Raw genomic sequence first — 22,068 nt, 5'->3', positions numbered from 1 at the left:
CATGATATTTGGAAAAGCAATTCAATTAACTATGAAAAAAATAATAACACTTTATCTCTACCTAAATATTCTTAGCATTGGTTTCGTTTCTTGTAAAAAAAGTAACAAAAAAACAACTAAAGCAGAGAATACTATCGAAATACAATTGGATTCTGGATATGTTCAATCTGGTAATGCTAAACTATTCTACAAATCGGTTGGTTACGGTGAACCAACTTTTGTCCTCCATGGTGGCCCAGGCGGATATTTCAATCATGACTATATATATTTAAAAGATTTGAGTAAGAACCATAGGATGATTTTCTTTGATCAAAGAGGAACAGGGAAATCGTATTCTGAAATAACTGAATCTGACATAAACACAACCAAATTCATTAACGATATTAATGTATTATCAGATAGTCTTAATATCAAAAAATTCAACCTATTGGGCATTTCTTGGGGAGGATTGTTGAGCATAATGTACACTCTTGAGAATCCAGAGAAAGTAGATAAAATTGTACTAATTGGTACAGCTGGTTTAGAAATGGAATCTCTAACAGATTTGAATAATAGTTTAAATCAAAGGCTAACCCAGACCGATGTAACAAATTATATGGTGTTGGATAAAGCTATTAATAATAACAATATTGTTGAGAGTAGAAAAAAACAAGCAAGAATTTTATATAAAGCCTATGTTAAAGATAGTACCATTTTAGACACTTTAAAGTTTTATTTAGATGCCAATACGGCCAAGTTCCAGAGCCAAATAAATCCTATGATATGGAAAGAGTTAAGGGCCAATGAGTTTAATTTTTATCCTAAATTAAAAACCTTAGAGCACAAATTATTAGTTATACATGGCGAATATGATCCAATTCCTACAAAATACTCACAAAAAATAGTAGATGAAATGCCCAACTCTACTATGGAGTTAATGAAAAACATTGGACACATGCCGCATATTGAGGCAAGTACACAAACTTTACAAATAATCTTTAATTTTATGAAAAATGATAATCAAGAAAGCAAAAAATAATATATCTCTGATATTGGTATCTGTATCTGTACTTTTTCTATTAGTTATTTTGGTAGGAAATACACATCGAGTATTACCTTCTTCATTAGATCCTTGTCAGAATGATATCTCACATAGAGGTCATATAAATGAGCTACCAATGTTCCATTGCATTGGGCATACAGAATATATTTCGAATCCTGATAAAAAAGGATTAGAAAGAATCAAAAAATGGGATCATATTCATAGTTGGATGACATTAGAATGGCATGTTGAACAAGGGTTTACCGAAGAACAAGCCTTAGATTTGATCAAATTTTCTTCTACTAAAGTTGATAAAATTGTCTATCGAGAATAAGCATTCATCAATTCGAAAAACAACCTATTTTCTACTGAAAGATTGCCGATTATTCCAATAGAATTAATATTTAAATACCATCATCACCTTGTGAGAAAATCTAAAACTTATAAATCTAAAATTCTTAATAATTATGTTAAATAAAGTAAAGATAAATGCAATTTAATTGCTAATAACAGTATAGTTAATGAAGAAAATTTTTTTGATTTTCGACAAGAAGAAAATATAGTCAACGGAACATTTTCAGGTGGTAAAATAGAAAAAGGGTATTTGGTTGGGTTATTAAAAAAAATGTTTTAAAATTCACTTATTGCCAACTTAGGCTATCTGGCTAATCAGATCATGGAAAGTCAGAGTACATATTATCTAAGGACCCAGGTTCTGGTAAGTTAAAATTAGAAGAGCATTTCAAAATGACAACTGAATATTCCAATGAAACAGGAGTTAATATTTTCATGGAAGTCTAAATTATAAATTTTAGCATGCTAAAAACGATGAAAGAGTCAGAGATTGATACAATAATAGAAAAATTTACGAATAAAACTTTACCAATTAGCAAATGGGATCATAATACTCACATTATGGTTGTTATATGGTATAATTGGCATTTTGCTTTTAAAAAAGCCTAATAATAGTACGGCAAAAAATTATTGATTACAATGATTCTATTGGAAAGCAAAACGCAAATACATCTGGCTATCACGATGCTATAACAGTTTTCTTGGATGATTTTGAAAAAAAATTTCTTATTAAAAATAGTTGTTCTTCAGTAGAAATGGCATATTTGAAATTTCTTAGTAGTGAAATTCAAGTAAAGATATTCCATTCGAACATTACAGTAAAGAAGTTCTATTTAGTAGGGCAGCTCGAAAGAGTTGAATAAATGGTGACTTAAAGAGTATTTCTTTAGAATTTAAGTGATATATTTTAATTCCTTCTTTTATTCACTAAGTCAGCCAATAAATGTTGACTTAATACTTGTCTTTAATATTTATCTTATTATTCCTTAATTTATTGCTCCATTAAAGTCTAACATTTTTTAATATTACTAAATACTTGAAATTTCATAAAAACCACCTCAATTGAGATGGTTTTTTAATGTATACTTAAGCTTTTTATTATGGAGCAATGGTATAAGTTGTAATTCCACGCTCTCCATAAGCCGTTGCTGTCCAATAAATTGTAATTACGCCTGTTGCAGCATTATAATTACTTGCTGTTGCAGAAGCAACATCTTCTATAACTGAACCACCAAACTGATCTGAAACACCACTCCAAGTAACTGGTCCATCAGTAGTTGGGTCAAATTCGATTATAGCAACAGCTGGAGCAACACCATATGCAGTCGCATAATCATTAGTATATAATCCTCCTGTGATATCAGAGATACTATATTCTCCTTCTACAGAACAATCTGCTAATGCAATTCTATCATCATAAGCATATGGACCAGAACCAAAGTCATCTACTAAAATTGTACCTGTAACATTATAAAGTCCTGCTACGTCTCCACAGTCTATATCAGAAATGTTTACAGTCTGAGTTCTTAATAGATCCGTTCCACCGCGACCAACATTTACAGCTCCTTGGCCATTAGAAGCACTTACAAGAGTTACAGTCAATGTTTTATTACCATCTTGATTTTGATCTGTTAATAAATCAATAAGTATATTTACATTATCTATAATATTCTGAGGATCTGAACCATCATCTGGAGTAAGTACTACACTACCACCAGCACTAGTACATCCAGCACATGTAAAATCTGTACCGAAAATGGCTGTACCACCAAATTCAAAGTTAATGGTAACATCTGTTTCTGTACCTGTAGGTATCTCTACATTTAATGCAACACCAGTGTCTCCCTCCTTAGCGTCTATTGCAGGAGTAGTAGTATTGGCTCCATTTGCACTGTACGCTACATAGTCACCTTCTAATAATTCAACGTTTAGATCTTGATCATTATCGTTTAGTTCAAAATTTTCTGAACAACCGGTTAAGAAAATAACCGATGCTATTAAAATATATGTTATTTTTTTCATCTTAAAATACGTTTTTAATTTTCAAACCACATAGGCTGTTGGGTCGGTTTGTCGTTTGGAGTATTGGGATTCGCTGCTATCTCATCTGGTGGGTATACAAATCGTCTCAATATCGTACCAATAGTTGAATTTGGTGGTGGAGCTAAAGCAGGTACTTTATTAATTCTCCATACATTCCATGCCATAACTGGTTGTAAGAATGTAGCCAAATATTGTTGATTATATATATCATTCATAGTTGGAGCTGCTAAACCGTTTACGTAAGCGGTTATTTCTGCCGAAGATGGGGCAGGTCCTGTTTGTCCAGGTATATCTTGTGCCCACCATGTAATTGCATTCGTAACACCATTTCTGTAGCTGGTGTTGGCATCACCAGCAGCAGCAACACCTTCTAAAGCCAATTGAGCTTTATATAAATCAATCTCTGCAGGCATCATCAACATATCTGGTAAGTTTGCACGAATAATATTATTACTTAATACAGATGTTGTTGGATCAGGAAAAAGATCATTACCAGGAGGAGGTAAATTGTTTCTTGCTACCCAAAGATCCCAACGTGGATCTCCTGAACCATTTAATAATGCATCGATAGGATCACCAGGACCAAATATATCTTGACTCTCATTATCTGGACCAAAGAATGCAGTAATAATAGTTAGCATTGCGTTTTGAGCACCAGGTTGACCTGTATAAGTTAAAAGAGCTGATTGATCATTACTTTCCATTAAGGGTTGGCCTAAAGTCGTATTAATTTGTGCATCAACATTGGCGCCACCACTTCTTAACATCATTAATGTACGTAATTTCAGTGAGTTAGCTAAAACTCTCCACTTTGCTATTTGTGCTTGAACACTTGATGATCCAAAAGGAGCGGGAGCATTAGAGCCATAATATAAATCACCATTAAGAGGATTAAAATTACCAGTTGCTGGCATTGCATCTATTAAAGCCATAGCTTCATCATACATCGCAACGACACCATTTAAAACGTCCTCTTGACTATCGAACTGAGGATTAGGAAACTCTGTTCCATTTAGCGCTTCTGAAAATGGAACATCCTCCCAAATGCTAGTGGCTTCATAGAACGCATTCGCCATTAAAATAGTTGCTATAGCATTTACATTATTACTAGTAGGCCCAGCAGCAGCAGCATCAGCCTTTACCAAAGACAAATTCCCAGCTACCCGAACATATAATAATGCCCAATAATTACCAGTTAAAAAACTACTAACAGTACCTCTATTTGGACTATTAAAAGTATTAGAAATATACTGTGAAACATCACAAATTCTTGTCCCTAACTCACTTACTTTTCTTGCCGAGTTTTGTGTGAAAACATATGGCAAGACTGCATTCGGATCGGCTGAAGAAGCAGCCAATGGATCTGTATTGATGTCTAAAGTCTTATCACAAGAATGTAATGCGCCAAACATCAAAGCAGATACCAAAATTATAAATTTTAATTTTTTCATCTTTTCTTAATTTTTAAATTTAAAATGTTAGTCTTACATTAAAACCAATACTTCTTGTAGAAGGCACATTCGATCTTTCTATACCAAAACCATCAGCACCAGAACCAAATAAACTAGCCTCTGGATCAATATGAGGAACTTTAGAATATAATAAAGCTAAATTTCTACCCTCAACACCAAACGTTGCACCTTTGATAAACGTTTTTTCTAACATTTTAGAAGGTAAAGTATATGATAAACCTACTTCTCTTAATTTGACAAAAGAAGCATCATAAACCCAAGGAGTAGCTACAGATCCAACACCTAAAGAAGCTGTCCAATAGTCTTCAGCATTTAATAATGGTACGTTGTTATCAACAAAGCCACCATTTCCATCAGGAATAACTCCTTCAGTATCAATAAAGGCTCCATCTCTTCCAAATAAAGTTTCAGTTACAAGTCCACCTTGTTGTAAATTTTCAACAGTAGAAGATTTCATAACACCACCCCATCTAACATCAACAGTAGCTGTTAAGTTAAATCCTTTATAAGAGAAGTTATTTACCCATCCACCTGTCCAATCTGGTAATACTGAACCTAAAATTTCTGCTTGACCATTTTGTATTCTTCTACCTGTAGTAGGATCAATAACCGGTCTACCAGAAGCAGGATCTCTTAAGAAATCAAAACCAAACAATTGAAACTCTTTACCAGGAACGGCCATTACCTGTACACTACTAAAAGCCGAAACAATTTGGAATTGTTGTAATTCTGGAGTCAATTCTACAACTTTAGATTCTACTTGAGAGAAGTTAATAGCAGTATTCCACGTAAAGTCACCTATCTTAACTGGTGTTGCATCTATAGCAACTTCAAATCCTTCTTGGTTTACCTGACCAACGTTCAAAACTCTACTTGCAAATCCTGTAGTCTCCGGAATCGCGACACTTAATATTTGATCTTTATTTTCGTTTTTGAAATATGCAAAATCAATCCCGATTCTTCCTTTAAATAATTTCATATCCAACCCAAACTCATAAGAAGTTTGTTCTTCTGGTAAAAGATTTGAAGGTGGGATCCTTGTACTAGCTCTATAAGCTAAAGCACCATTAAAGGGAAAGTTCAAATCTAAACTATATTGACCTGTAGCCGTAGTAACAGGAAAAAAGTTAAAATCTAACTGATACGCTTGAGTATCATTACCAACTTGCGCCCAACTTGCTCTAAATTTACCATAAGAAATCCAATCACTATCAATACCAAAGGCATCTGTAAATACAAAAGCTAAACTCGCTGATGGATAGAAATAGGAGTTATTATCTTTTGGTAGCGTAGAAGACCAATCATTCCTGGCAGTTAACGTTAAGGTAGCCCAGTTTTTATAACCAAATTCTGCTGATCCATATAAACCAACTAACCTTGCTTCTGTGAAATCTCTATTTGGAATTGTCTGTGCAGCATTTGCCGGACTAAACAATTCAGGTATTAATAAATTGACTCCTTGAATTCTTTGTCTTTCAACTAATCTAGAATTGTACTGAAAACCTCCTAATACATTTAAAGAAAGATCTTCAGTTAAATCTCTTGTATATGAAGCAATAATATCAGATGTAATTTCTTGTCTGTGAAGATTGTCAGAATCGAAATCACCTTGTAATCTCTGTATTGTACCTTTACTATTTTCAATAAAACGCTTATCATCACCTAGGTCAACACCTATCCTACCTGTTAAAGCAAAGCCATTAAAAGGTTTGAATGTTATAGAAGCATTAGCGATTACACGAGTGTCATCGCGCTCATTTGAATTTTCATAACGTAACCATAATGGGTTATTAGATAAATTCCCTTGATCATCGACAATGTGATTGATTTGGTTCCCACTTGCATCAATCCATGGATCAAATAAATTTTGATCCAATGTACTACTAAAAGAACTCAAACCAATAATGTTTGGATCGTTTGCTCCTGTTGCACCCGTTCCTTCGGTCTTGGACTTAATATATTGAACACCAAATCTTGTTTCTAGTTTATCATTATGTCTAACACCTGCGTTGAAACTTGCCGTATAACGGTTCAGTTTAGATCCAGGTAAAACACCTGTTTGATTTAAAGCTGTTAAACTTAATCTATAATCCATCTTTTCATTGGCGTCTGAAACAGCAAAGTTGTTGATAAAAGTATAACCTGTATCAAAGAAATCATTAATACCATTATCTTTAACTGCTCTTAAAACACCTGGCACATTTGTCACAGGAGCATTAGGTACTGTTTGACCAACAATACGTGGACCCCAATCAAAACCAGTAGAGCCAGCACTATATGTACCATTAGTACCCATAGCATATTCTTGTTGATAATCTGGAATTCTAAACAGATTATCCATTCTAACAGTTGAGTTGATAGTAACGGTAGCATTTCCATCTGTTCTGGCCTTTCCTTTTTTAGTAGTCACAATAATCGCACCACCAGCTGCTCTAGAACCATAAAGTGCGGTCGCAGCAGCACCTTTTAATACGTTCATAGACTCAACATCATCTGGGTTAATAACCGCAGCACCATTAGCAAAATCTCTGTTACCAGTAATACGATCATTACTACTTGATCCTGCGGTTTGAGAGTTGTTGATAATTATACCATCAACAATCCAAATTGGACTGTTTCTACCTGATAATGAAGAAACCCCTCTAATAATAATTTTAGAAGAACCACCTACATTACCACTAGAATTAGTAATTTGTACACCAGTCACTTTACCTTGTAAGGCGTTTACGATGTTACTTTCTCTAGCTTTTACTAAATCATCTCCTTTAACTACATCTGTACCGTAACCCAGGGCTCTGGCCTGACGTTGAATACCTAATGCAGTAACAACTACTTCTTCAAGTACGTTATCTGCAACTAGCACTACATCAATAACACTTGCTGCACCTACTGTTTTTTCTTGAGCACTCATCCCAACAAAGCTAAACACAAGTACATCACCTACATTCGCATTGATTGAATACTTGCCATCAAAATCAGTTTCGGTACCTGTAGATGTACCTTTAATAACAATACTAACACCTGGCAAAGGACCAGTTTCGTCTGAAACCGTACCAGTAATTGTTCTTTCTTGTGCATGACCTACAAAACAACTAAACATGACAAAAAAGAAACATAAATTGTAAAATTTAATTTTCATGAAATTTAATTTGAGTTAATAAAAAAAGCCGAACATGGGTTTTAGGATTAATTAATTCAAATAACCATAATGAAACAAAGCTTAGTGGAACCTTTTAATACATTTATGGCCTAAATCATGCTCGGCGAACGTATGACAAATGAATAAGTTTTATTTCGAGAACTAGTTAATGCGTGAAGGTTTTTACCTTTTTTCGGGAGTTATTTAACAAGATAGTACTTGCGTTGTTTTTTATATATAGAGAAGGACTAACCTTTTTAAATCTTTTGAAAGCATTATAAAATGTTATCCTATTATTGAAACCAACCATATATGCTATCTCAGTTAAGCTTATGTCTTCTTGTGAAGTTGTATTTAATATCTTTATTGCCTCTTCAATTCTATAATTATTTATAAAATCATAAAAAGACATATTAAAATGCTGATTTATTATTTGTGACGTTTGATTTCTTGAAATATTTAACCTCTTCGCCAGCCCATCTAAGTTTAAGCTTGAATCAAGAAAAAGGCATTCACTTTCCATGATTTTAACTAAAACATCTTTTAACTCGGTTGACAACTCTAAAGACAACCCCGTCTTATAATATTTATTTAACTCCTTTCTATTTGGGGTTAACGCATTACTTTTTAAAATTGAATCCTTATAATATTTTAGACTCAAAAAGATTATTATACAAATAAAAGAACCAAATAACGCAATGGATAAGATAAACCATTCAAAAATTAAAAGATTTAAAATTAATGGTTTGAAAATAATTGAATATAAGAAGTACATATCTATTTTACTATATTTTCAAAAGAAGAAAATAGTTATAATAGATTGGTTAAATTAAATTTGAAATTTATATTAGATTATAATTTGGTAATTGATTAAAAAATATTTAATAAAATATTAACACTAATATTAAGTGTGTATTTAGTAAACCAGAAATCAAAAATTGTACTTTTAGCTATTAATAAATAAAAGTTTGAATATAACAATCTATTTAATTTTTATAATAATAGCAGCAATATGTTCATTTAATATTGGCTTATATTATTTTATAAGATCACTAAAAAATAAAAGACCTATTTATCTGCCTATTGGGGCGATGCTGTTTTCAGTGTGCTTATTTTTTGCTATTTACGAAATTCAAGGATATTTCTTTGAATATCCACATTTTTTATGGATAAACGGCCCTATATTGTTCCTAATAGGTCCCCTATTTTATTTTCATTCTATTATTAAAATAAAAAGATATCACCTAATGCATTTATTACCTTTCTTAATATTGCTGTCATTGGGTATTCCTTTTTACTTAAAAACAAGTGCAGAAAAACTAGAAATTATCAATTCCTTTTATGGAGTAAAGCAAAAACCAGAAATTGAAATTATGCAATACTTATATGTTCTACATATATCTATATACTCATTTTTAGGGTTCTTAAACTTAAACAAAAGAAATATTATTCAAGGTGAATATAGTTCAGATGATATACTAAAGTTTAGGAATAAGAAAGTTCAAATTCTATTCTTACTACTTTCATTAGTGTCATTAACCAGTTTTCTATTATGTTTAATTTTAGATATTTTTGAGCTTTATTATAGAACTTTTGATGCTTATACGCTTTCACTAATTGTAATTTTTATCATATTCATTCAATTTTATTTTACTTATCATGGCTATGATATAAAATATGAATCAGCCATTAAAGAGAAACTCACTTCATATCTTAAAACAAAAGATACTTATATTCCTTTAATTGAAAGATTGAATTTTTTAATGTCTGAGCAAAAAATGTATAGGATCTCAGATTTAAAATTGGTTGATGTAGCAGATAAATTAGATATTTCATTACACGAGTTGTCCGCTGCCATAAATAGTTATTATGGAAATAATTTCTTTTATTATATAAATTCTTTGAGAGTAGAAGAAGTGAAAACAACCATATTAGATTCTAATAAAAAGCATCTAACTTTATTTGCAATTGCCTCTGAATCTGGCTTTAGTAGTAATAGCTCTTTTTATCGCGTGTTTAAAAATCATGTTGGCTCTACTCCTAAGGAGTATATCGAAACTCAAAATCGATAGATTAAAATCAAGCGAGACACAGCTTTTTTAAGTAAATGGTTTTAAACGAGTTATGATTAGTTGTTTACCTTAAAGGAATTTTACTTTTCTGATGTCATCTTATAATTTAAGATTAATGCAGGTCATATAGTAAACATAGAATTGTTCAGCACAATTATGTTTGCTGTAAATTTTAAATTATTAAAAATGAAAAGAAACATTTACGCTTTAATCTTACTAATACTTTTGCTTAAAGTTACTGAATTAAATTGTCAAAATTTCAAAGAGGTTATAGACTCTCCAGTTTCAAATACTAATTTAGACGATTTTTGGACAGGTTCAGCATGGATTGATATTGATAATGACGATGACTTAGACTTATTTGTTATAAATAGAATTGTTGGCAGAGAACAAAGAAAAAATAAAGTATATATCAATGATAAAGGTAAATTTAAGGAACTTTCGAACTCACCACTAGTTGACGATCTTGGTTATTGGTTTAGCATTACTTCTGGTGATTATAATAAAGATGGTTTATTAGACATATATGTAGCTGGTTTTCCTGGAGCACTTTATAAAAACTTGGGTGGTGGCAAGTTTGAAAAGATTAAAAGTGGCAAAATAACCGATCCAAAAATTTCAGGAATATGTGCAGGCTTTGGAGATTTTAATAATGATGGTAACTTAGACCTCTTTGTAACCAGACCTGATTGGATTCAAGCTGCTCCTTGGTGTGGACTCCCAACTTCTCCACATTTGCTAATCAATACAGGAGCTCCTGATTTTGATTTTGAAAAAGTTGAAAATACAGACATAAGTACACCTAAAAAAGATACATACATGCAACCCACTTTATTTGATTTAGATGATGATAATGATCTAGATATTTTTATTGGTATGGGTAGTGGTAAGTCTAAAGTTGATTTGATGTACAAAAATATGTATACTGAAACAAAGGCAATTAATTTTAAACGTTGGCTTGATGTTGATATTGCTAATGCTTTGGTTGAAGGAAATCAGTGGTCATTTCATGATATTGATAATGATGGGGATTGGGATGCACATATTACAAACTGGGCAACGGTTATTAATGATAAAAATGTTCCAAGTCCAAACTTCTTATTTAAGAATGAAAATGGAAAATTTATTAAAGTAGAAAACCAGCCTATTGTAATTGATTCTGACATGACAACAACCTCTCTTTGGGGAGATTATGATAATGATGCAGATATAGATGCAATTATGGTAAGTGACTCTACATATACCCTTAAGTATTATGAAAATGATGGTTTAGGGAATTTTAAAAGTAAAAGAGTTGGAGATCTTAATACCATAAATAAACACCAAAGTGGCGGCAGTGTGGGTGATTTTGATAATGATGGTGATTTAGACCTCTTTATACCTGGCCCAGGTAAGAATATCTCATTTTTAAAAAATAACCTTAACAACAAAAACAATTGGATAAAGCTTAAGTTAGTAGGCAAAAAATCAAATAGCAGTGCTATAGGAAGTAAAGTTTGGCTAACAATTATTTCTAATAGTAAAAATATTACACAAAGAAGATTAGTCTCTACATCTAATGTATATTTTGGACATAATAGTATTATTCAGCATTTTGGACTGAATACGTCCAAACGTATAAAAGAGTTAAAAGTAATGTGGCCATCCGGCATTACGGAGAAGTTTAATCATTTAGAAATTAATAAAACAAATACACTAAATGAAGGTGAGGGTACAAGGATAATATCTATAGATCGTAAAAATTGATTTAATTTTGTTATGAAATCTACCTTCGTATACCTCCAAAAATGTTAAACTTTGGTGGATTTCCCATCTTCTCTACTATTTTATTAATAAAGTTGTTACACAACTAGCTATACATTAACCGTTATTTGTAATAGAGATTAAATGAAAGCAAAAATTAAATATAGAATTGCCAAAATTAGTGAAGAGCTTCAACTCAAAAACCTTCTGGTTAGAAATAAGCAAAAACCAACAATAAGTTTTGAATTTAATCACAGCATCTATTACTTAGCTCAATTAAAGTCAGAAATAATTGGAATGGTTGGAGCGGAGTTAGAGGGAAGTTTTGGGTTGCTTAGAAGTGCAGCAGTACTTAAAAATTGGAGAAATAATTCCATTGCTTTTAATTTGATTGTATTGCTCATAAATCATTTACATGAAAGAGACATTAGATGTATATATCTCTTTAGCAAACATAAAGGTGCATATTGGAAAAAATTCGGATTCAAACAGTGCGATGTGAAAGAAATAGCTAATAATCTTGCTAATACATCACAAGTCAGATCTTATATAGATGATAATAGTATATGGACAGACATGGCTTGGAAAGTTAGTATTGATGAAATTATGTCAAATTTGGATAATTTGAAAGTCAGCATATAGGTAAATTTCTGATAATGAGTTTCATAATAGCTCATTTTATTTATAGAATTCGATTAAAAAAAAGAAATGCTAAATAATATTAAAATGACCGTCATAAAAACAGCAAAAAACGGAATTGTTAATAATGAAACCATTTTTAGCTTTCATCAAAATGGAATGATGGTAAAAGCAGACTACTTCGGAGGCAAAATTGAAAAAGGATATTTGATTGGAATAATGGAAGATAATTTATTACAATTTGTTTACTGTCAACAAAGAAAAACTGGGCAATTAGATCATGGCGAGTCCTTATGTATTATTTCTACTGATGAAAAATCAGGTAAGTTGATACTTAAAGAACAATTCAAAATGAATACACAAAAATCGAACGAGGAAGGAGTTAATGTTTTTATGGAATTGTAATGTACATGAGTAAAGAAACAAAAAAGCAAACAGAGAATAGACTTATTAAAGTTCTAAAATCTGCCACTATTAAGGTATTTGATAAGCCATACTTTTTTAAAGAGTCTAATATTGAGAGTTTTATATATGATCCGCATGTTCTAGCCATAGTCAAAGACGATGAAGTATGGAGTAGTTTGGTTCCTGCAGAAAACGACCTGACAGAAAACTTTAAAATATTTAGTTTTCATTTTAAAAACAGTTTAGATAATAGCGGGTTTGTAGGATGGTTAGCAAGCAAAATTAAACAGGAATTAGGATCAGGCTTATTTGTTATATGCGGTCAAAACTCGAGCAATGGTGGAATTTTTGATTATTGGGGTTGTCCAATTAAAATAGAAAATGAAGTATTACAATTAATAAAAAACCTAAAAAGCTCATAAAAGAACAACTTTAAATAACTTAAATTAGGAAAATTAATCCTGAAATTAAATATCGTACTATCACGAAAAATGATTTCCAAGGAGAATGGCTATTTTGTCATAATGAAGTGACAATAGAATGTAGACAAAATATTGGTACAATATAGAAATTGAAGGAAATGATTATGCACTTAATGGTTCTGCTGTAGATAGGTATAAACTAGGATATGTATTTGATGCTGGAATAGCTATTCTAGGTAAATCTGTTAGTGATTTTATTACTATGGTATTAGATTTAGGAAACAGTAAAAAGCCTATGCCCAACAACATATAAAAACAATGTGGATTTTGAGACAAAACTCAAAGGTTTTTGTCTACTTATGATTTCCGTTTAATACTTATTCATATTTTTAGCTTGACAAAAAACAAAACATAAATAAGTATAAAACTCAGACACGATTCGAAAGTTTTCAAATTCCTAATCTCGAAAATATTTTTATACAAACCTTAGTCATTAATTAAAAAAACTGAATGTAACAAAATGAAAACTAGAGAAGCACATAGAAATGATTATACCATTTCAACTGACAAGGATAAATTAGATATTTTAAGCATTCACAAATTCCTCACAAACAAAACTGATTGGGCTAACGGAATTCCAATCAATACTTTGAAAACATCAATTAAAAACTCTTTGAATTTTGGGCTTTATCACAAAAACAAACAAATTGGCTTTGCTAGAATAATTTCAGACTATTCAACCATTGCATATTTAGGAGATGTTTATATTGTAAAGGAATATAGAGGAAAGGGATTAAGTAAATGGCTAATGAATGAAATACTGAAGCACCCAAATCTTCAAGGATTAAGACGCTGGATTTTGCTAACTGATACAGCTGAATGGCTTTATAAAAAGTTTGGGTTTACGGAAATACCTAATCCAGAATTTTATATGGAGAAACATAACCCGAATGTATATAACAGAATTGATAAAACCAATGCTAACTTAAGAAGTGTATAATTATTGCTCCGGATTTTCCTCTCGGAAAACATCTCAAATCGCGAAGCGATTTTTTGAGTTTAAGCTCTTACTAAAGATCGAAATATAGAATCATCCTTTTACTCAAAACATTGTATCTTTACAATCAGTAAAAACAACTAAAATTTGTTTTTAAAAAGTTCTTTTTTAACTTTAGTGTACAATTAAATGAACTCATTTTATTTAAAACGCTTAATATGTTTATATATAAAGGTTACACAATCTTAATTAATCCTCTCACCCGACAAAAAAATCTTTAGAATACTTTTGAAGCAATTGTTTTAATATTATCACTTTTTCCCATAGAATAATAATGCGAAAAAAAGCATTATTCAATTCTACTTGAATTGTCTCAATTATCAGTAAAATATTAGCAAGGGCTTTCTACCATTAGGCTATGTCGCCAATTTTAGTCGTTCTAAGTAAGACTTTTCATTATAGGCTAAATTTTTTCCTTTGGCAGTTATTATAACCAAAGTAATTATCCATAGTAAAAAAGTAACCATTAAATAGGGTCCCAAAAATTCTCCTTCTATAGAAAAGGTATACAACAACTTAGGTGTTAACTTAACCTTAGAAGGTGGCGGTAAAAAAGGGACGACGGAAAGCATTATACCGTGCATTGAATGGCATAAAATTCCAAAAAGCAAACTTCTTTTTGTCTCATTGAAAATCCACGTCCAGATAATTGTTAAAGGAATTACGTATAAAATTGCCCAAAAAAGAGGGACATTATGCATTCCATTGCCTAAGAAATATGTAGGAAGATGCCAGGCTAAATGAACAACCCCTAATAGAATACTAGCTTTTAGTGGCGAGTATAAAAGTTGCATTCTTTCTAAAGCAAATCCTCGCCAACCAAATTCTTCACCAACACCTGCAACTAAAATTTGTATAATAAAAACCATGATAAGCCAATTCATAGAGTAAGGAGAAGTAGAAATTGGTGTTCCCGATGCAAAGAACCAAAGCGTTTTTGCCAGAAAGAATACTAGCCCAAAACCAAATATGACAAGAATATACCAATACCATTTGATATTTTTTTTTATAAATTGTTTGAAAAACACCTTGACTCCATTTGAACCATAATAATAAAACATAAGAATAATGGCTGCCACGGAAGGGCCATATACAGCCGGTATATAATATGGTATTTCAGGTAGTCCAAAACCAATAATTGTAAAAAGAATCGACCAGGTAATAAAAAAAGATAAGCCAAAAAAGGTAAGCAACTGATTTTTCATAATTAGAGTTTAATTGTTTATTTACAGATGACGAATGAAATAGCCTACAGGTTACTCAGAAAAGTCAATTTTGTATCTTAACTTATAAGTTGGGACTTTCAATACAATGAATTAGATTTCTTCTTATAATTTTCTGTGCAAGAAATGTTCGCCCCGACTTTTTATAAAATCAATTAGCAATAAAATTCATGTAATAATATGATTACCAAAATTTTGTTATTTTAAGACAGTCATTTAATTTGAATTCATTTGGAAAATAAGCTACCTATTTGGTAACCAAATAAAATAAAAAACCCACCAAATCATTTTATTTGATGGGTTTTGTGCCGTTTTGGCGGAGAAAGAGGGATTCGAACCCCCGGAGGTGTGACCCTCGCTGGTTTTCAAGACCAGTGCATTCGACCACTCTGCCATTTCTCCAGAAGTCTCATCAGATATTCTCTGAATGCGGGTGCAAATATAGAAAGCTTTTTTAACTTGCTAAAGTAAATTCTAAAATTTTTTAATACTATTTAAGTTATAAATTAAGTATACTTTTACTCTTAATAAGAATAAACTCAAATGGAATTTTCAATTGACCTATTCTACCTAGTTATAATTGGTTTTATAGCTGGTTGTATAAATATTGTTGCTGGTGGTGGCTCTCTTCTAACGTTACCTATGCTCATTTTTTTAGGATTGCCATCAACAGTAGCAAATGCAACTAATAGAATTGCTATCATAGTTCAAAATATTTTTGCAGTTAAAGGTTTTCAGTCTAAAGGAGTATCTACATTTCCATTCAGTATTTATTTAGCAATTCCTGCTATTATTGGCGCTATAATAGGTGCTACAATTGCTATAGATATACCCGATGCGCTTTTTAACAAAATACTAGCCGGTGTAATGGTTACTATTGTAATTTATATGTTGCTAAAACCTAAAGTAAAAACAAAAGATATACAAGAACGTCTTACCGGTAAGTTCTTATGTCTAGGAATTGTAGTTTTTTTCTTTGTCGGGTTATATGGCGGAATAATACAAGCTGGTGTGGGTTTTATAATGATAATGGTACTTACCAGTATAAATCAACTTAGTTTAGTTAAAACCAATGCTGTAAAAGTGTTTGTTGCCTTGGTGTATTCTATAGCGGCTGTAATTGTTTTTCAAAAAAGCGGTTTAATAAACTGGAAATACGGCTTAATATTATCTATAGGAAATGCTTCTGGAGGATGGTTTATGAGCAGATTTTCAGTAAAAAAAGGTGACGGATTTGTAAGAATATTTTTAATAATAATCGTGAGCATATTGGCAATTAAATTGTGGTTTTTCTAACTCAGTATTTCGAATTTATCATAATTCTTGAGTTTAATTTGTGTGAAATTAACATTAGTAACGTTAGATAATGGCGAACCATTATTATACAACCATTCAATAAAAACCTCTAGAGAAGAAGATTCTCCTTCCACCTCTAAATATACACTCCCATCTTCCATATTCTTAACAATTCCTTTTAATTTTAACTCAATAGCTTTATTCTTAGCATACTTTCTAAACCACACCCCTTGAACCTTACCCAGAACCGTTATTTTATAATGAGTTTTCATTATTTCTATATCGTTTTCTCAAAATTAATCAATTAAACTTTTCTAATGCTCATCTATATTTTACCTTTGTTTATTAATCTTGTACTATGAGTAACTCCTTAGGGAAACTTTTTAAGCTTACAACATTCGGTGAATCTCACGGAGAAGCTATAGGTGGTATCATTGATGGTTGTCCAGCCGGAATAGAATTAGATCTAAACGCCATACAACATGAATTAGATAGACGAAAACCAGGTCAATCAAATATAGTTACTCAGCGAAAAGAACCAGATCATGTAGAATTTTTATCAGGTATTTTTGAAAGTAAAACTACTGGAACCTCTATAGGTTACATTATAAAAAATACCAATCAAAAATCTAAGGATTATTCACATATAAAGGATTCATATCGTCCATCTCATGCAGATTACACGTACGATAAAAAGTATGGCCTTCGCGATTATCGCGGTGGCGGACGTTCTTCAGCAAGAGAAACAGCTAATTGGATTGTTGGTGGTGCAATTGCAAAACAATTATTAAAAAGTATTAGTATTAACGCTTTTACTTCTTCCGTTGGAGAAATTTACCTTGAAAAACCATATCAAGATTTAGATCTTTCTAAAACAGAGTCAAATGCTGTACGCTGTCCAGACGAAGAATATGCTCAAAAAATGATTTCAAGAATTCAGGAGATCAAAAAGCAAGGAGATACTATTGGAGGAACCATAACTTGTGTAATTAAAAACGTGCCTATTGGTTTAGGTGAACCTATATTTGATAAATTGCATGCAAGATTAGGGCAAGCAATGCTCACATTAAATGCTGTAAAAGGTTTTGAATATGGTAGTGGCTTCTGTGGAACCAAAATGAAAGGATCAGAACATAATGATTCCTTTAATTCTGACGGAAGTACTAAAACCAACCTTTCAGGAGGAGTACAAGGTGGAATTTCTAACGGAATGGATATTTATTTTAGAGTGGCATTTAAACCTGTGGCTACGCTGCTTCAAAAATATGAGACCATAGATAATCAAGGAAAAGTTATCGAAATGCATGGTAAAGGTAGACATGACCCTTGTGTTGTCCCAAGAGCTGTACCAATTGTTGAAGCATTGGCAGCTATGGTATTGGCAGACTTTTACTTACTTGATAAAACTCGAAGAACTTAAATTTTCAACAAAAAATATTGTTGAATTAATTAACATTTTATCTTTCTTTTCATCAATTTCTAATGTAATTTTAAGCATCGAAAACGCCAATTACATAAAAGGTCGTGGTGCTCAAATCAACACACATAATCGTTTTTTACAAAATCAGCATACTGTAGAGAACGACTTTCTTAATTATTGCCAAAAAGAAGGCGATAACCCAGATAATAATAAGACCCAGTACATAGAAATTTTCCCAAAAACCATCTTAAACCAAGTGAGAAGTCCAGACATTGGTATGGTTTATTCTATGAATCCATATCAAGGTTGCGAGCACGGTTGTATATACTGTTATGCAAGAAATACCCATGAATATTGGGGATATAGTGCTGGTTTAGATTTTGAACGTAAAATCTTATACAAAAAGAATGCTCCTGAGCTATTAGAGAAAAAAATAAAAAGCAAAAATTGGCAAGTAGCTCCTATTATGTTTTCAGGTAATACAGATTGCTATCAGCCAATTGAAAAAAAACTTAAGATTACTCGTAAGATGCTCGAAGTTCTTTATAAGTATAAACATCCTGTAGGTTTTATAACAAAAAATGCATTGATTTTAAGAGACTTAGATATTCTTACTGAAATGGCTAAGTTAAAATTAGTTCATGTAAGTATTTCGATCACTTCATTACAAGAAGAAACTCGAAGAATTCTAGAACCCAGAACAGCATCCATAAAAAAACGATTAGAAACTGTCAGAATCCTTTCTGAAAATGGCATTCCTGTAAATGTTATGATGGCACCTATTATTCCTGCTATAAATAGTCACGAAATTTTTGACTTAGTAAAAAAAGTAAGTGAGCTCGGTGCACTTTCAGCTGCTTATACTATTGTTCGATTAAATGGTGCAATTGGTGATATTTTTACTGATTGGGTCAAGAAAACATTCCCCGAAAGGGCTAACAAAATATTACATCAAATTCAAGATTGCCATAATGGACAGTTAAACGATTCTAGATTTGGAAAAAGAATGCGTGGTGAAGGAAAAATTGCTGAACAAGTAGCTCTTCAGTTTAATATTGCGAGAAAAAAATTCTTAGCAGATTCGTGTTTACCTCCATATGATTATTCGTTATTCGAAAAGAATAGAAACCCCCAATTAAATCTTTTCGGTTGAAATAATTTTTACATGTCTGCGTTATAAAGGTTCTCCCTAACAGTTTTTACTGCTAGGGATTTCTTTTTTAAGTAAATAAAAATGTGTATGAAGAAAAGCTACTTTCTAAAAGCAATACTTTTTGCTTTAATTTTTACATTCTCAACCTCTTATGCTACCGATAACAAAAAACTATCGGTTAAAAAAATTGAGATAAAATCAAATACATTTACTAGTATTAGTGATCCTGGATGGTCATATACATGTAAAGATGGTATTGAAGTTGACCTTATAAGTTCTGGTATAAAGAATAATATTCCTGTAAGTTTGTCGGTAACTGATGTAGAAAGCATCGATCGAATTGTTGTAGAAATAGTTTATAAAGGAAATAATCCTGGTGAAACCATAGAAATTGAAGATGGTAATGGAAATTCTTATACTGCAAATCGAGAAATACCAACTGGAGGAAGCTCAAATGTATGGTATTATAGAGCCGAATTACCAGCAACCACAGTTATAAATTACAATAACACTACAAATCAAAACAAAGCACAGTCAATTTTAGCCTATATTTTTAGAAAAACGAATACTGGTATATCTAGTTCTGGTGTCTTTACCGCTTTAAGTGGCTATAATAATATTGAGACAATGACTATACCTATTATTACTGATTCTGGACCTAGAGATGTAAAAATAGAATTACCAGTTTCAGAATTAACACCAGATGGGCGCTATATTAAAATTACCGCAGAAACATCTGATGGAAAAATAGATGAAATCATTGAAAATATTAATGATTTTCCATCAGGAAAATGTTGTATAAAAGTATTTAATTTAGGATTGGAAGGTGTCGGTGGTAGTGTTAATGAAGTTAAAATCACCATTGATACAAGAAATAAAAAGAATGGTCAAACAGTAAATGGACAGTCTTGGGTAATGGGCGGAGCTATAAAAACAAATGTGGTTTGCACCTGTATCGATTTTGACGAAGAACCACCTACTGCTGATAATCTGGTTGATCATACTTTAGTTGAAGACCCAAATCAATTACCAATAGTTACCTTTAGTGATAATTGTTCAGCTGTAACTGTTGAATACAATGAATACTTAGCTTTAGAGTCTTGCTGGGTAGATTTTGGTCCAACCTATCCAGATTCAAATATATGGTTCCATAGTTTTCCATTCGATATGTGGCATCATTGGGAAAATGGATACTTTCAACAGTTTGAAGATGGTACCGCAAAAGTTCACGGTCGTGTAGTAAATAATTCAGATTCATCTTCAGGTTGGATTGTTGAAATATTCTTTGAACAATTAGTAGACTATACTACCTGGGTTTCTTCAGGAGGTTATTTACAAGGAGATGATCAAGAATCAGAAAGAAGATTTGCAAATGTAGATTTTACCAAGTCAAATAAATTAGAAGGTTTTGGTGATTATAAAAACTCAAACCTTATACTTTTAAATAATACCGAATATCATCATATGGATATAGGCCCGAGAGATCATTATGGAGATTATGGAATGGGATTTTGGATATCTTATGAAGGGACTGTTAATGGTCAACAAGTTGGGGGTGAAAATAAACAACATATAGATATGTATGCATCACTCGGTGATAACAAATGTGTTGTTAAGAGAGCGAACTTATTAGTTAGAGAATGGATTGTAACCGATGCCGCAGGAAATATGAATGTCTTTATACAACGAGTTGAATACGAATAAAAAAGCTATAAAATGAAAAAAATTATACATATATATTTAATGTTTGCGACTTGTATATCAATATATGCACAGTTACAAGAAGAAAGCTTTGATGGAGCTACCATACCTACAGGTTGGGCAGCAAACGCATCACCGAATGGGTGTACTTGGCAATATGGTTTTACAGCTAAAATACCTGGCAGTGGTACTCCGCAAGCATCATTTGCAACAGGTGGAGCTGTTTTTGACGATAACGGTTGCACAGATAAGAGTAACGCAGGTCTCATTGAATTAGAAGGGCCAGCAGTAGATGCAACAAGTGTATCTAGTTTAGGAATAGAAATTACGTATAATTTACAAGAGTTTTTCGGGTTTGGTGAATTTATGATCGAGGTATGGGACGGAAGCGCTTGGCAAAACGTATTTAACACAAATATAGATAGTCCAGAAGATAATACAGGACAAAATTCTATTGTAGATAATATTGACGTATCTGCATTTATAAACAATGCATTTAAGGTTAAGTTTATTTATAATGATGAGAGTGATAGGTCATGGAGTTTAGGTATCGATCATTATAAGCTTTTAAATACAGCTACAGCAGGAGTTGAAGAATTATTAAGTGCTGGGTTTAGTTATTATCCAAACCCCGTAATAGAGAATAATTTAAACTTAAACGCTAACGAAAATATAAGTGATGTAAAAGTGTATAACATGCTAGGTCAAAAGCTTTTAGAGTCAAAACCAAATAAAGTCAACTCTAAATTGCAAATGACAAATCTACCAACCGGAGCCTATATAGTAAATGTTGCTATTGGTGAAAAGAAAGGTACTTTTAAAGTACTAAAGCAGTAAACAAAAATTGTTTTGTGTGATAAAGGGGTTCTCATAATTGAGAGCCCTTTTTTGATTAAATTTTAAAAGGA

The 22,068-nt window shown here is 31.8% G+C and carries 21 protein-coding genes and 1 tRNA gene; 14 read left to right on the top strand and 8 right to left on the bottom strand.

Annotated elements, in window-relative coordinates:
• The first annotated feature begins 31 nt into the window (after positions 1-31).
• The 3 genes from AC1EUV_RS11015 to AC1EUV_RS11005 all read left to right on the top strand — a co-directional run bounded on the left by AC1EUV_RS11015 (position 32) and on the right by AC1EUV_RS11005 (position 1,655).
• A complete protein-coding gene (locus AC1EUV_RS11015) occupies positions 32-1,018 on the top strand; it encodes an alpha/beta fold hydrolase (protein ID WP_480198760.1) in 987 nt (328 codons plus the stop codon).
• Positions 993-1,355, top strand: a complete 363-nt coding sequence (locus AC1EUV_RS11010) for a hypothetical protein (RefSeq protein WP_480198759.1) — start codon at positions 993-995, stop codon at positions 1,353-1,355. The genes AC1EUV_RS11015 and AC1EUV_RS11010 overlap by 26 nt, the downstream gene beginning before the upstream one ends.
• 165 nt (positions 1,356-1,520) lie before the next feature.
• The gene (locus AC1EUV_RS11005; RefSeq protein ID WP_480198895.1) at positions 1,521-1,655 is read left to right on the top strand and encodes an avidin-fold protein; all 135 of its coding nucleotides are present in this window, start codon (positions 1,521-1,523) and stop codon (positions 1,653-1,655) included.
• 818 nt (positions 1,656-2,473) lie between these two features.
• Here the strand turns inward: AC1EUV_RS11005 and AC1EUV_RS11000 are convergent.
• The 4 genes from AC1EUV_RS11000 to AC1EUV_RS10985 form a co-directional block, all read right to left on the bottom strand.
• Positions 2,474-3,397: a hypothetical protein gene (locus AC1EUV_RS11000; RefSeq protein WP_480198758.1), complete on the bottom strand. Its 924-nt coding sequence runs from the start codon at positions 3,395-3,397 to the stop codon at positions 2,474-2,476.
• 14 nt (positions 3,398-3,411) lie between these two features.
• On the bottom strand, positions 3,412-4,869 hold the full coding sequence (locus AC1EUV_RS10995) for a SusD/RagB family nutrient-binding outer membrane lipoprotein (RefSeq protein ID WP_480198757.1): 1,458 nt from the start codon (positions 4,867-4,869) through the stop codon (positions 3,412-3,414).
• Between the two features lie 19 nt (positions 4,870-4,888).
• Positions 4,889-8,029 (bottom strand): SusC/RagA family TonB-linked outer membrane protein, encoded by a 3,141-nt coding sequence (locus tag AC1EUV_RS10990; protein WP_480198756.1) that lies wholly within the window; start codon positions 8,027-8,029, stop codon positions 4,889-4,891.
• 166 nt (positions 8,030-8,195) lie between these two features.
• Positions 8,196-8,690, bottom strand: coding sequence for a helix-turn-helix domain-containing protein (locus AC1EUV_RS10985; RefSeq protein WP_480198755.1), 495 nt, complete (start codon positions 8,688-8,690; stop codon positions 8,196-8,198).
• Between the two features lie 586 nt (positions 8,691-9,276).
• Here AC1EUV_RS10985 and AC1EUV_RS10980 point away from each other — a divergent pair.
• From AC1EUV_RS10980 to AC1EUV_RS10960, 5 genes are all read left to right on the top strand, one after another.
• Positions 9,277-10,101: a helix-turn-helix domain-containing protein gene (locus AC1EUV_RS10980; RefSeq protein ID WP_480198754.1), complete on the top strand. Its 825-nt coding sequence runs from the start codon at positions 9,277-9,279 to the stop codon at positions 10,099-10,101.
• Positions 10,102-10,287: 186 nt separating this feature from the next.
• Positions 10,288-11,847 (top strand): CRTAC1 family protein, encoded by a 1,560-nt coding sequence (locus tag AC1EUV_RS10975; RefSeq protein WP_480198753.1) that lies wholly within the window; start codon positions 10,288-10,290, stop codon positions 11,845-11,847.
• Between the two features lie 141 nt (positions 11,848-11,988).
• Complete coding sequence (locus AC1EUV_RS10970) at positions 11,989-12,486, top strand: GNAT family N-acetyltransferase (RefSeq protein ID WP_480198752.1); 498 nt, start codon at positions 11,989-11,991, stop codon at positions 12,484-12,486.
• A gap of 66 nt (positions 12,487-12,552) precedes the next feature.
• The gene (locus AC1EUV_RS10965; RefSeq protein ID WP_480198751.1) at positions 12,553-12,888 is read left to right on the top strand and encodes an avidin-fold protein; all 336 of its coding nucleotides are present in this window, start codon (positions 12,553-12,555) and stop codon (positions 12,886-12,888) included.
• Between the two features lie 5 nt (positions 12,889-12,893).
• Positions 12,894-13,310 (top strand): DUF6196 family protein, encoded by a 417-nt coding sequence (locus AC1EUV_RS10960; RefSeq protein ID WP_480198750.1) that lies wholly within the window; start codon positions 12,894-12,896, stop codon positions 13,308-13,310.
• Positions 13,311-13,472: 162 nt separating this feature from the next.
• On the opposite strand, the gene AC1EUV_RS10955 is transcribed toward AC1EUV_RS10960, so the two are convergent.
• Positions 13,473-13,646 (bottom strand): hypothetical protein, encoded by a 174-nt coding sequence (locus AC1EUV_RS10955; protein WP_480198749.1) that lies wholly within the window; start codon positions 13,644-13,646, stop codon positions 13,473-13,475.
• Positions 13,647-13,830: 184 nt separating this feature from the next.
• Here AC1EUV_RS10955 and AC1EUV_RS10950 point away from each other — a divergent pair, with 184 nt between their 5' ends.
• Positions 13,831-14,310, top strand: coding sequence for a GNAT family N-acetyltransferase (locus AC1EUV_RS10950; RefSeq protein WP_480198748.1), 480 nt, complete (start codon positions 13,831-13,833; stop codon positions 14,308-14,310).
• A gap of 413 nt (positions 14,311-14,723) precedes the next feature.
• Here AC1EUV_RS10950 and AC1EUV_RS10945 read toward each other — a convergent pair whose 3' ends face one another.
• Both AC1EUV_RS10945 and AC1EUV_RS10940 read right to left on the bottom strand, forming a co-directional pair.
• Complete coding sequence (locus tag AC1EUV_RS10945) at positions 14,724-15,572, bottom strand: CPBP family intramembrane glutamic endopeptidase (RefSeq protein WP_480198747.1); 849 nt, start codon at positions 15,570-15,572, stop codon at positions 14,724-14,726.
• A gap of 332 nt (positions 15,573-15,904) precedes the next feature.
• Positions 15,905-15,992 (bottom strand) — tRNA-Ser (locus tag AC1EUV_RS10940).
• Positions 15,993-16,133: 141 nt separating this feature from the next.
• Between AC1EUV_RS10940 and AC1EUV_RS10935 the strand changes: the two genes are divergently transcribed.
• On the top strand, positions 16,134-16,886 hold the full coding sequence (locus AC1EUV_RS10935; protein ID WP_480198746.1) for a sulfite exporter TauE/SafE family protein: 753 nt from the start codon (positions 16,134-16,136) through the stop codon (positions 16,884-16,886).
• Here the strand turns inward: AC1EUV_RS10935 and AC1EUV_RS10930 are convergent.
• Positions 16,883-17,158 carry an acylphosphatase gene (locus tag AC1EUV_RS10930; RefSeq protein ID WP_480198745.1) on the bottom strand — a complete coding sequence of 92 codons (276 nt, stop codon included), beginning with the start codon at positions 17,156-17,158 and terminating at the stop codon, positions 16,883-16,885. The two genes, AC1EUV_RS10935 and AC1EUV_RS10930, sit on opposite strands and share 4 nt — an antisense overlap.
• Positions 17,159-17,244: 86 nt before the next feature.
• Between AC1EUV_RS10930 and aroC the strand changes: the two genes are divergently transcribed.
• The 4 genes from aroC to AC1EUV_RS10910 all read left to right on the top strand — a co-directional run bounded on the left by aroC (position 17,245) and on the right by AC1EUV_RS10910 (position 21,997).
• The gene (aroC, locus tag AC1EUV_RS10925) at positions 17,245-18,306 is read left to right on the top strand and encodes a chorismate synthase (protein WP_480198744.1); all 1,062 of its coding nucleotides are present in this window, start codon (positions 17,245-17,247) and stop codon (positions 18,304-18,306) included.
• Between the two features lie 76 nt (positions 18,307-18,382).
• Positions 18,383-19,459 (top strand): PA0069 family radical SAM protein, encoded by a 1,077-nt coding sequence (locus tag AC1EUV_RS10920; RefSeq protein WP_480198894.1) that lies wholly within the window; start codon positions 18,383-18,385, stop codon positions 19,457-19,459.
• A gap of 87 nt (positions 19,460-19,546) precedes the next feature.
• Entirely contained in the window at positions 19,547-21,163 is a 1,617-nt protein-coding gene (locus AC1EUV_RS10915) for a hypothetical protein (RefSeq protein ID WP_480198743.1), read from the top strand.
• Positions 21,164-21,175: 12 nt separating this feature from the next.
• Positions 21,176-21,997, top strand: coding sequence for a T9SS type A sorting domain-containing protein (locus AC1EUV_RS10910; protein ID WP_480198742.1), 822 nt, complete (start codon positions 21,176-21,178; stop codon positions 21,995-21,997).
• Positions 21,998-22,068: the final 71 nt, after the last annotated feature.

This window comes from Maritimimonas sp. 2304DJ26-3, assembly GCF_056591635.1.
This window is presented reverse-complemented; position numbering and strand designations above follow the sequence as displayed.

Excerpts from the sequence above, each read along its gene's own strand:
- AC1EUV_RS11015 (WP_480198760.1), top strand. The coding sequence starts at position 32 with ATGAAAAAAATAATAACACTTTATCTCTACCTAAATATTCTTAGCATT.
- AC1EUV_RS11010 (WP_480198759.1), top strand. The coding sequence starts at position 993 with ATGATAATCAAGAAAGCAAAAAATAATATATCTCTGATATTGGTATCT.
- AC1EUV_RS11000 (WP_480198758.1), bottom strand. The coding sequence starts at position 3,397 with ATGAAAAAAATAACATATATTTTAATAGCATCGGTTATTTTCTTAACC.
- AC1EUV_RS10995 (WP_480198757.1), bottom strand. The coding sequence starts at position 4,869 with ATGAAAAAATTAAAATTTATAATTTTGGTATCTGCTTTGATGTTTGGC.
- AC1EUV_RS10990 (WP_480198756.1), bottom strand. The coding sequence starts at position 8,029 with ATGAAAATTAAATTTTACAATTTATGTTTCTTTTTTGTCATGTTTAGT.
- AC1EUV_RS10980 (WP_480198754.1), top strand. The coding sequence starts at position 9,277 with ATGCATTTATTACCTTTCTTAATATTGCTGTCATTGGGTATTCCTTTT.
- AC1EUV_RS10975 (WP_480198753.1), top strand. The coding sequence starts at position 10,288 with ATGAAAAGAAACATTTACGCTTTAATCTTACTAATACTTTTGCTTAAA.
- AC1EUV_RS10970 (WP_480198752.1), top strand. The coding sequence starts at position 11,989 with ATGAAAGCAAAAATTAAATATAGAATTGCCAAAATTAGTGAAGAGCTT.
- AC1EUV_RS10965 (WP_480198751.1), top strand. The coding sequence starts at position 12,553 with ATGCTAAATAATATTAAAATGACCGTCATAAAAACAGCAAAAAACGGA.
- AC1EUV_RS10960 (WP_480198750.1), top strand. The coding sequence starts at position 12,894 with ATGAGTAAAGAAACAAAAAAGCAAACAGAGAATAGACTTATTAAAGTT.
- AC1EUV_RS10950 (WP_480198748.1), top strand. The coding sequence starts at position 13,831 with ATGAAAACTAGAGAAGCACATAGAAATGATTATACCATTTCAACTGAC.
- AC1EUV_RS10945 (WP_480198747.1), bottom strand. The coding sequence starts at position 15,572 with ATGAAAAATCAGTTGCTTACCTTTTTTGGCTTATCTTTTTTTATTACC.
- AC1EUV_RS10935 (WP_480198746.1), top strand. The coding sequence starts at position 16,134 with ATGGAATTTTCAATTGACCTATTCTACCTAGTTATAATTGGTTTTATA.
- AC1EUV_RS10930 (WP_480198745.1), bottom strand. The coding sequence starts at position 17,158 with ATGAAAACTCATTATAAAATAACGGTTCTGGGTAAGGTTCAAGGGGTG.
- aroC (WP_480198744.1), top strand. The coding sequence starts at position 17,245 with ATGAGTAACTCCTTAGGGAAACTTTTTAAGCTTACAACATTCGGTGAA.
- AC1EUV_RS10915 (WP_480198743.1), top strand. The coding sequence starts at position 19,547 with ATGAAGAAAAGCTACTTTCTAAAAGCAATACTTTTTGCTTTAATTTTT.
- AC1EUV_RS10910 (WP_480198742.1), top strand. The coding sequence starts at position 21,176 with ATGAAAAAAATTATACATATATATTTAATGTTTGCGACTTGTATATCA.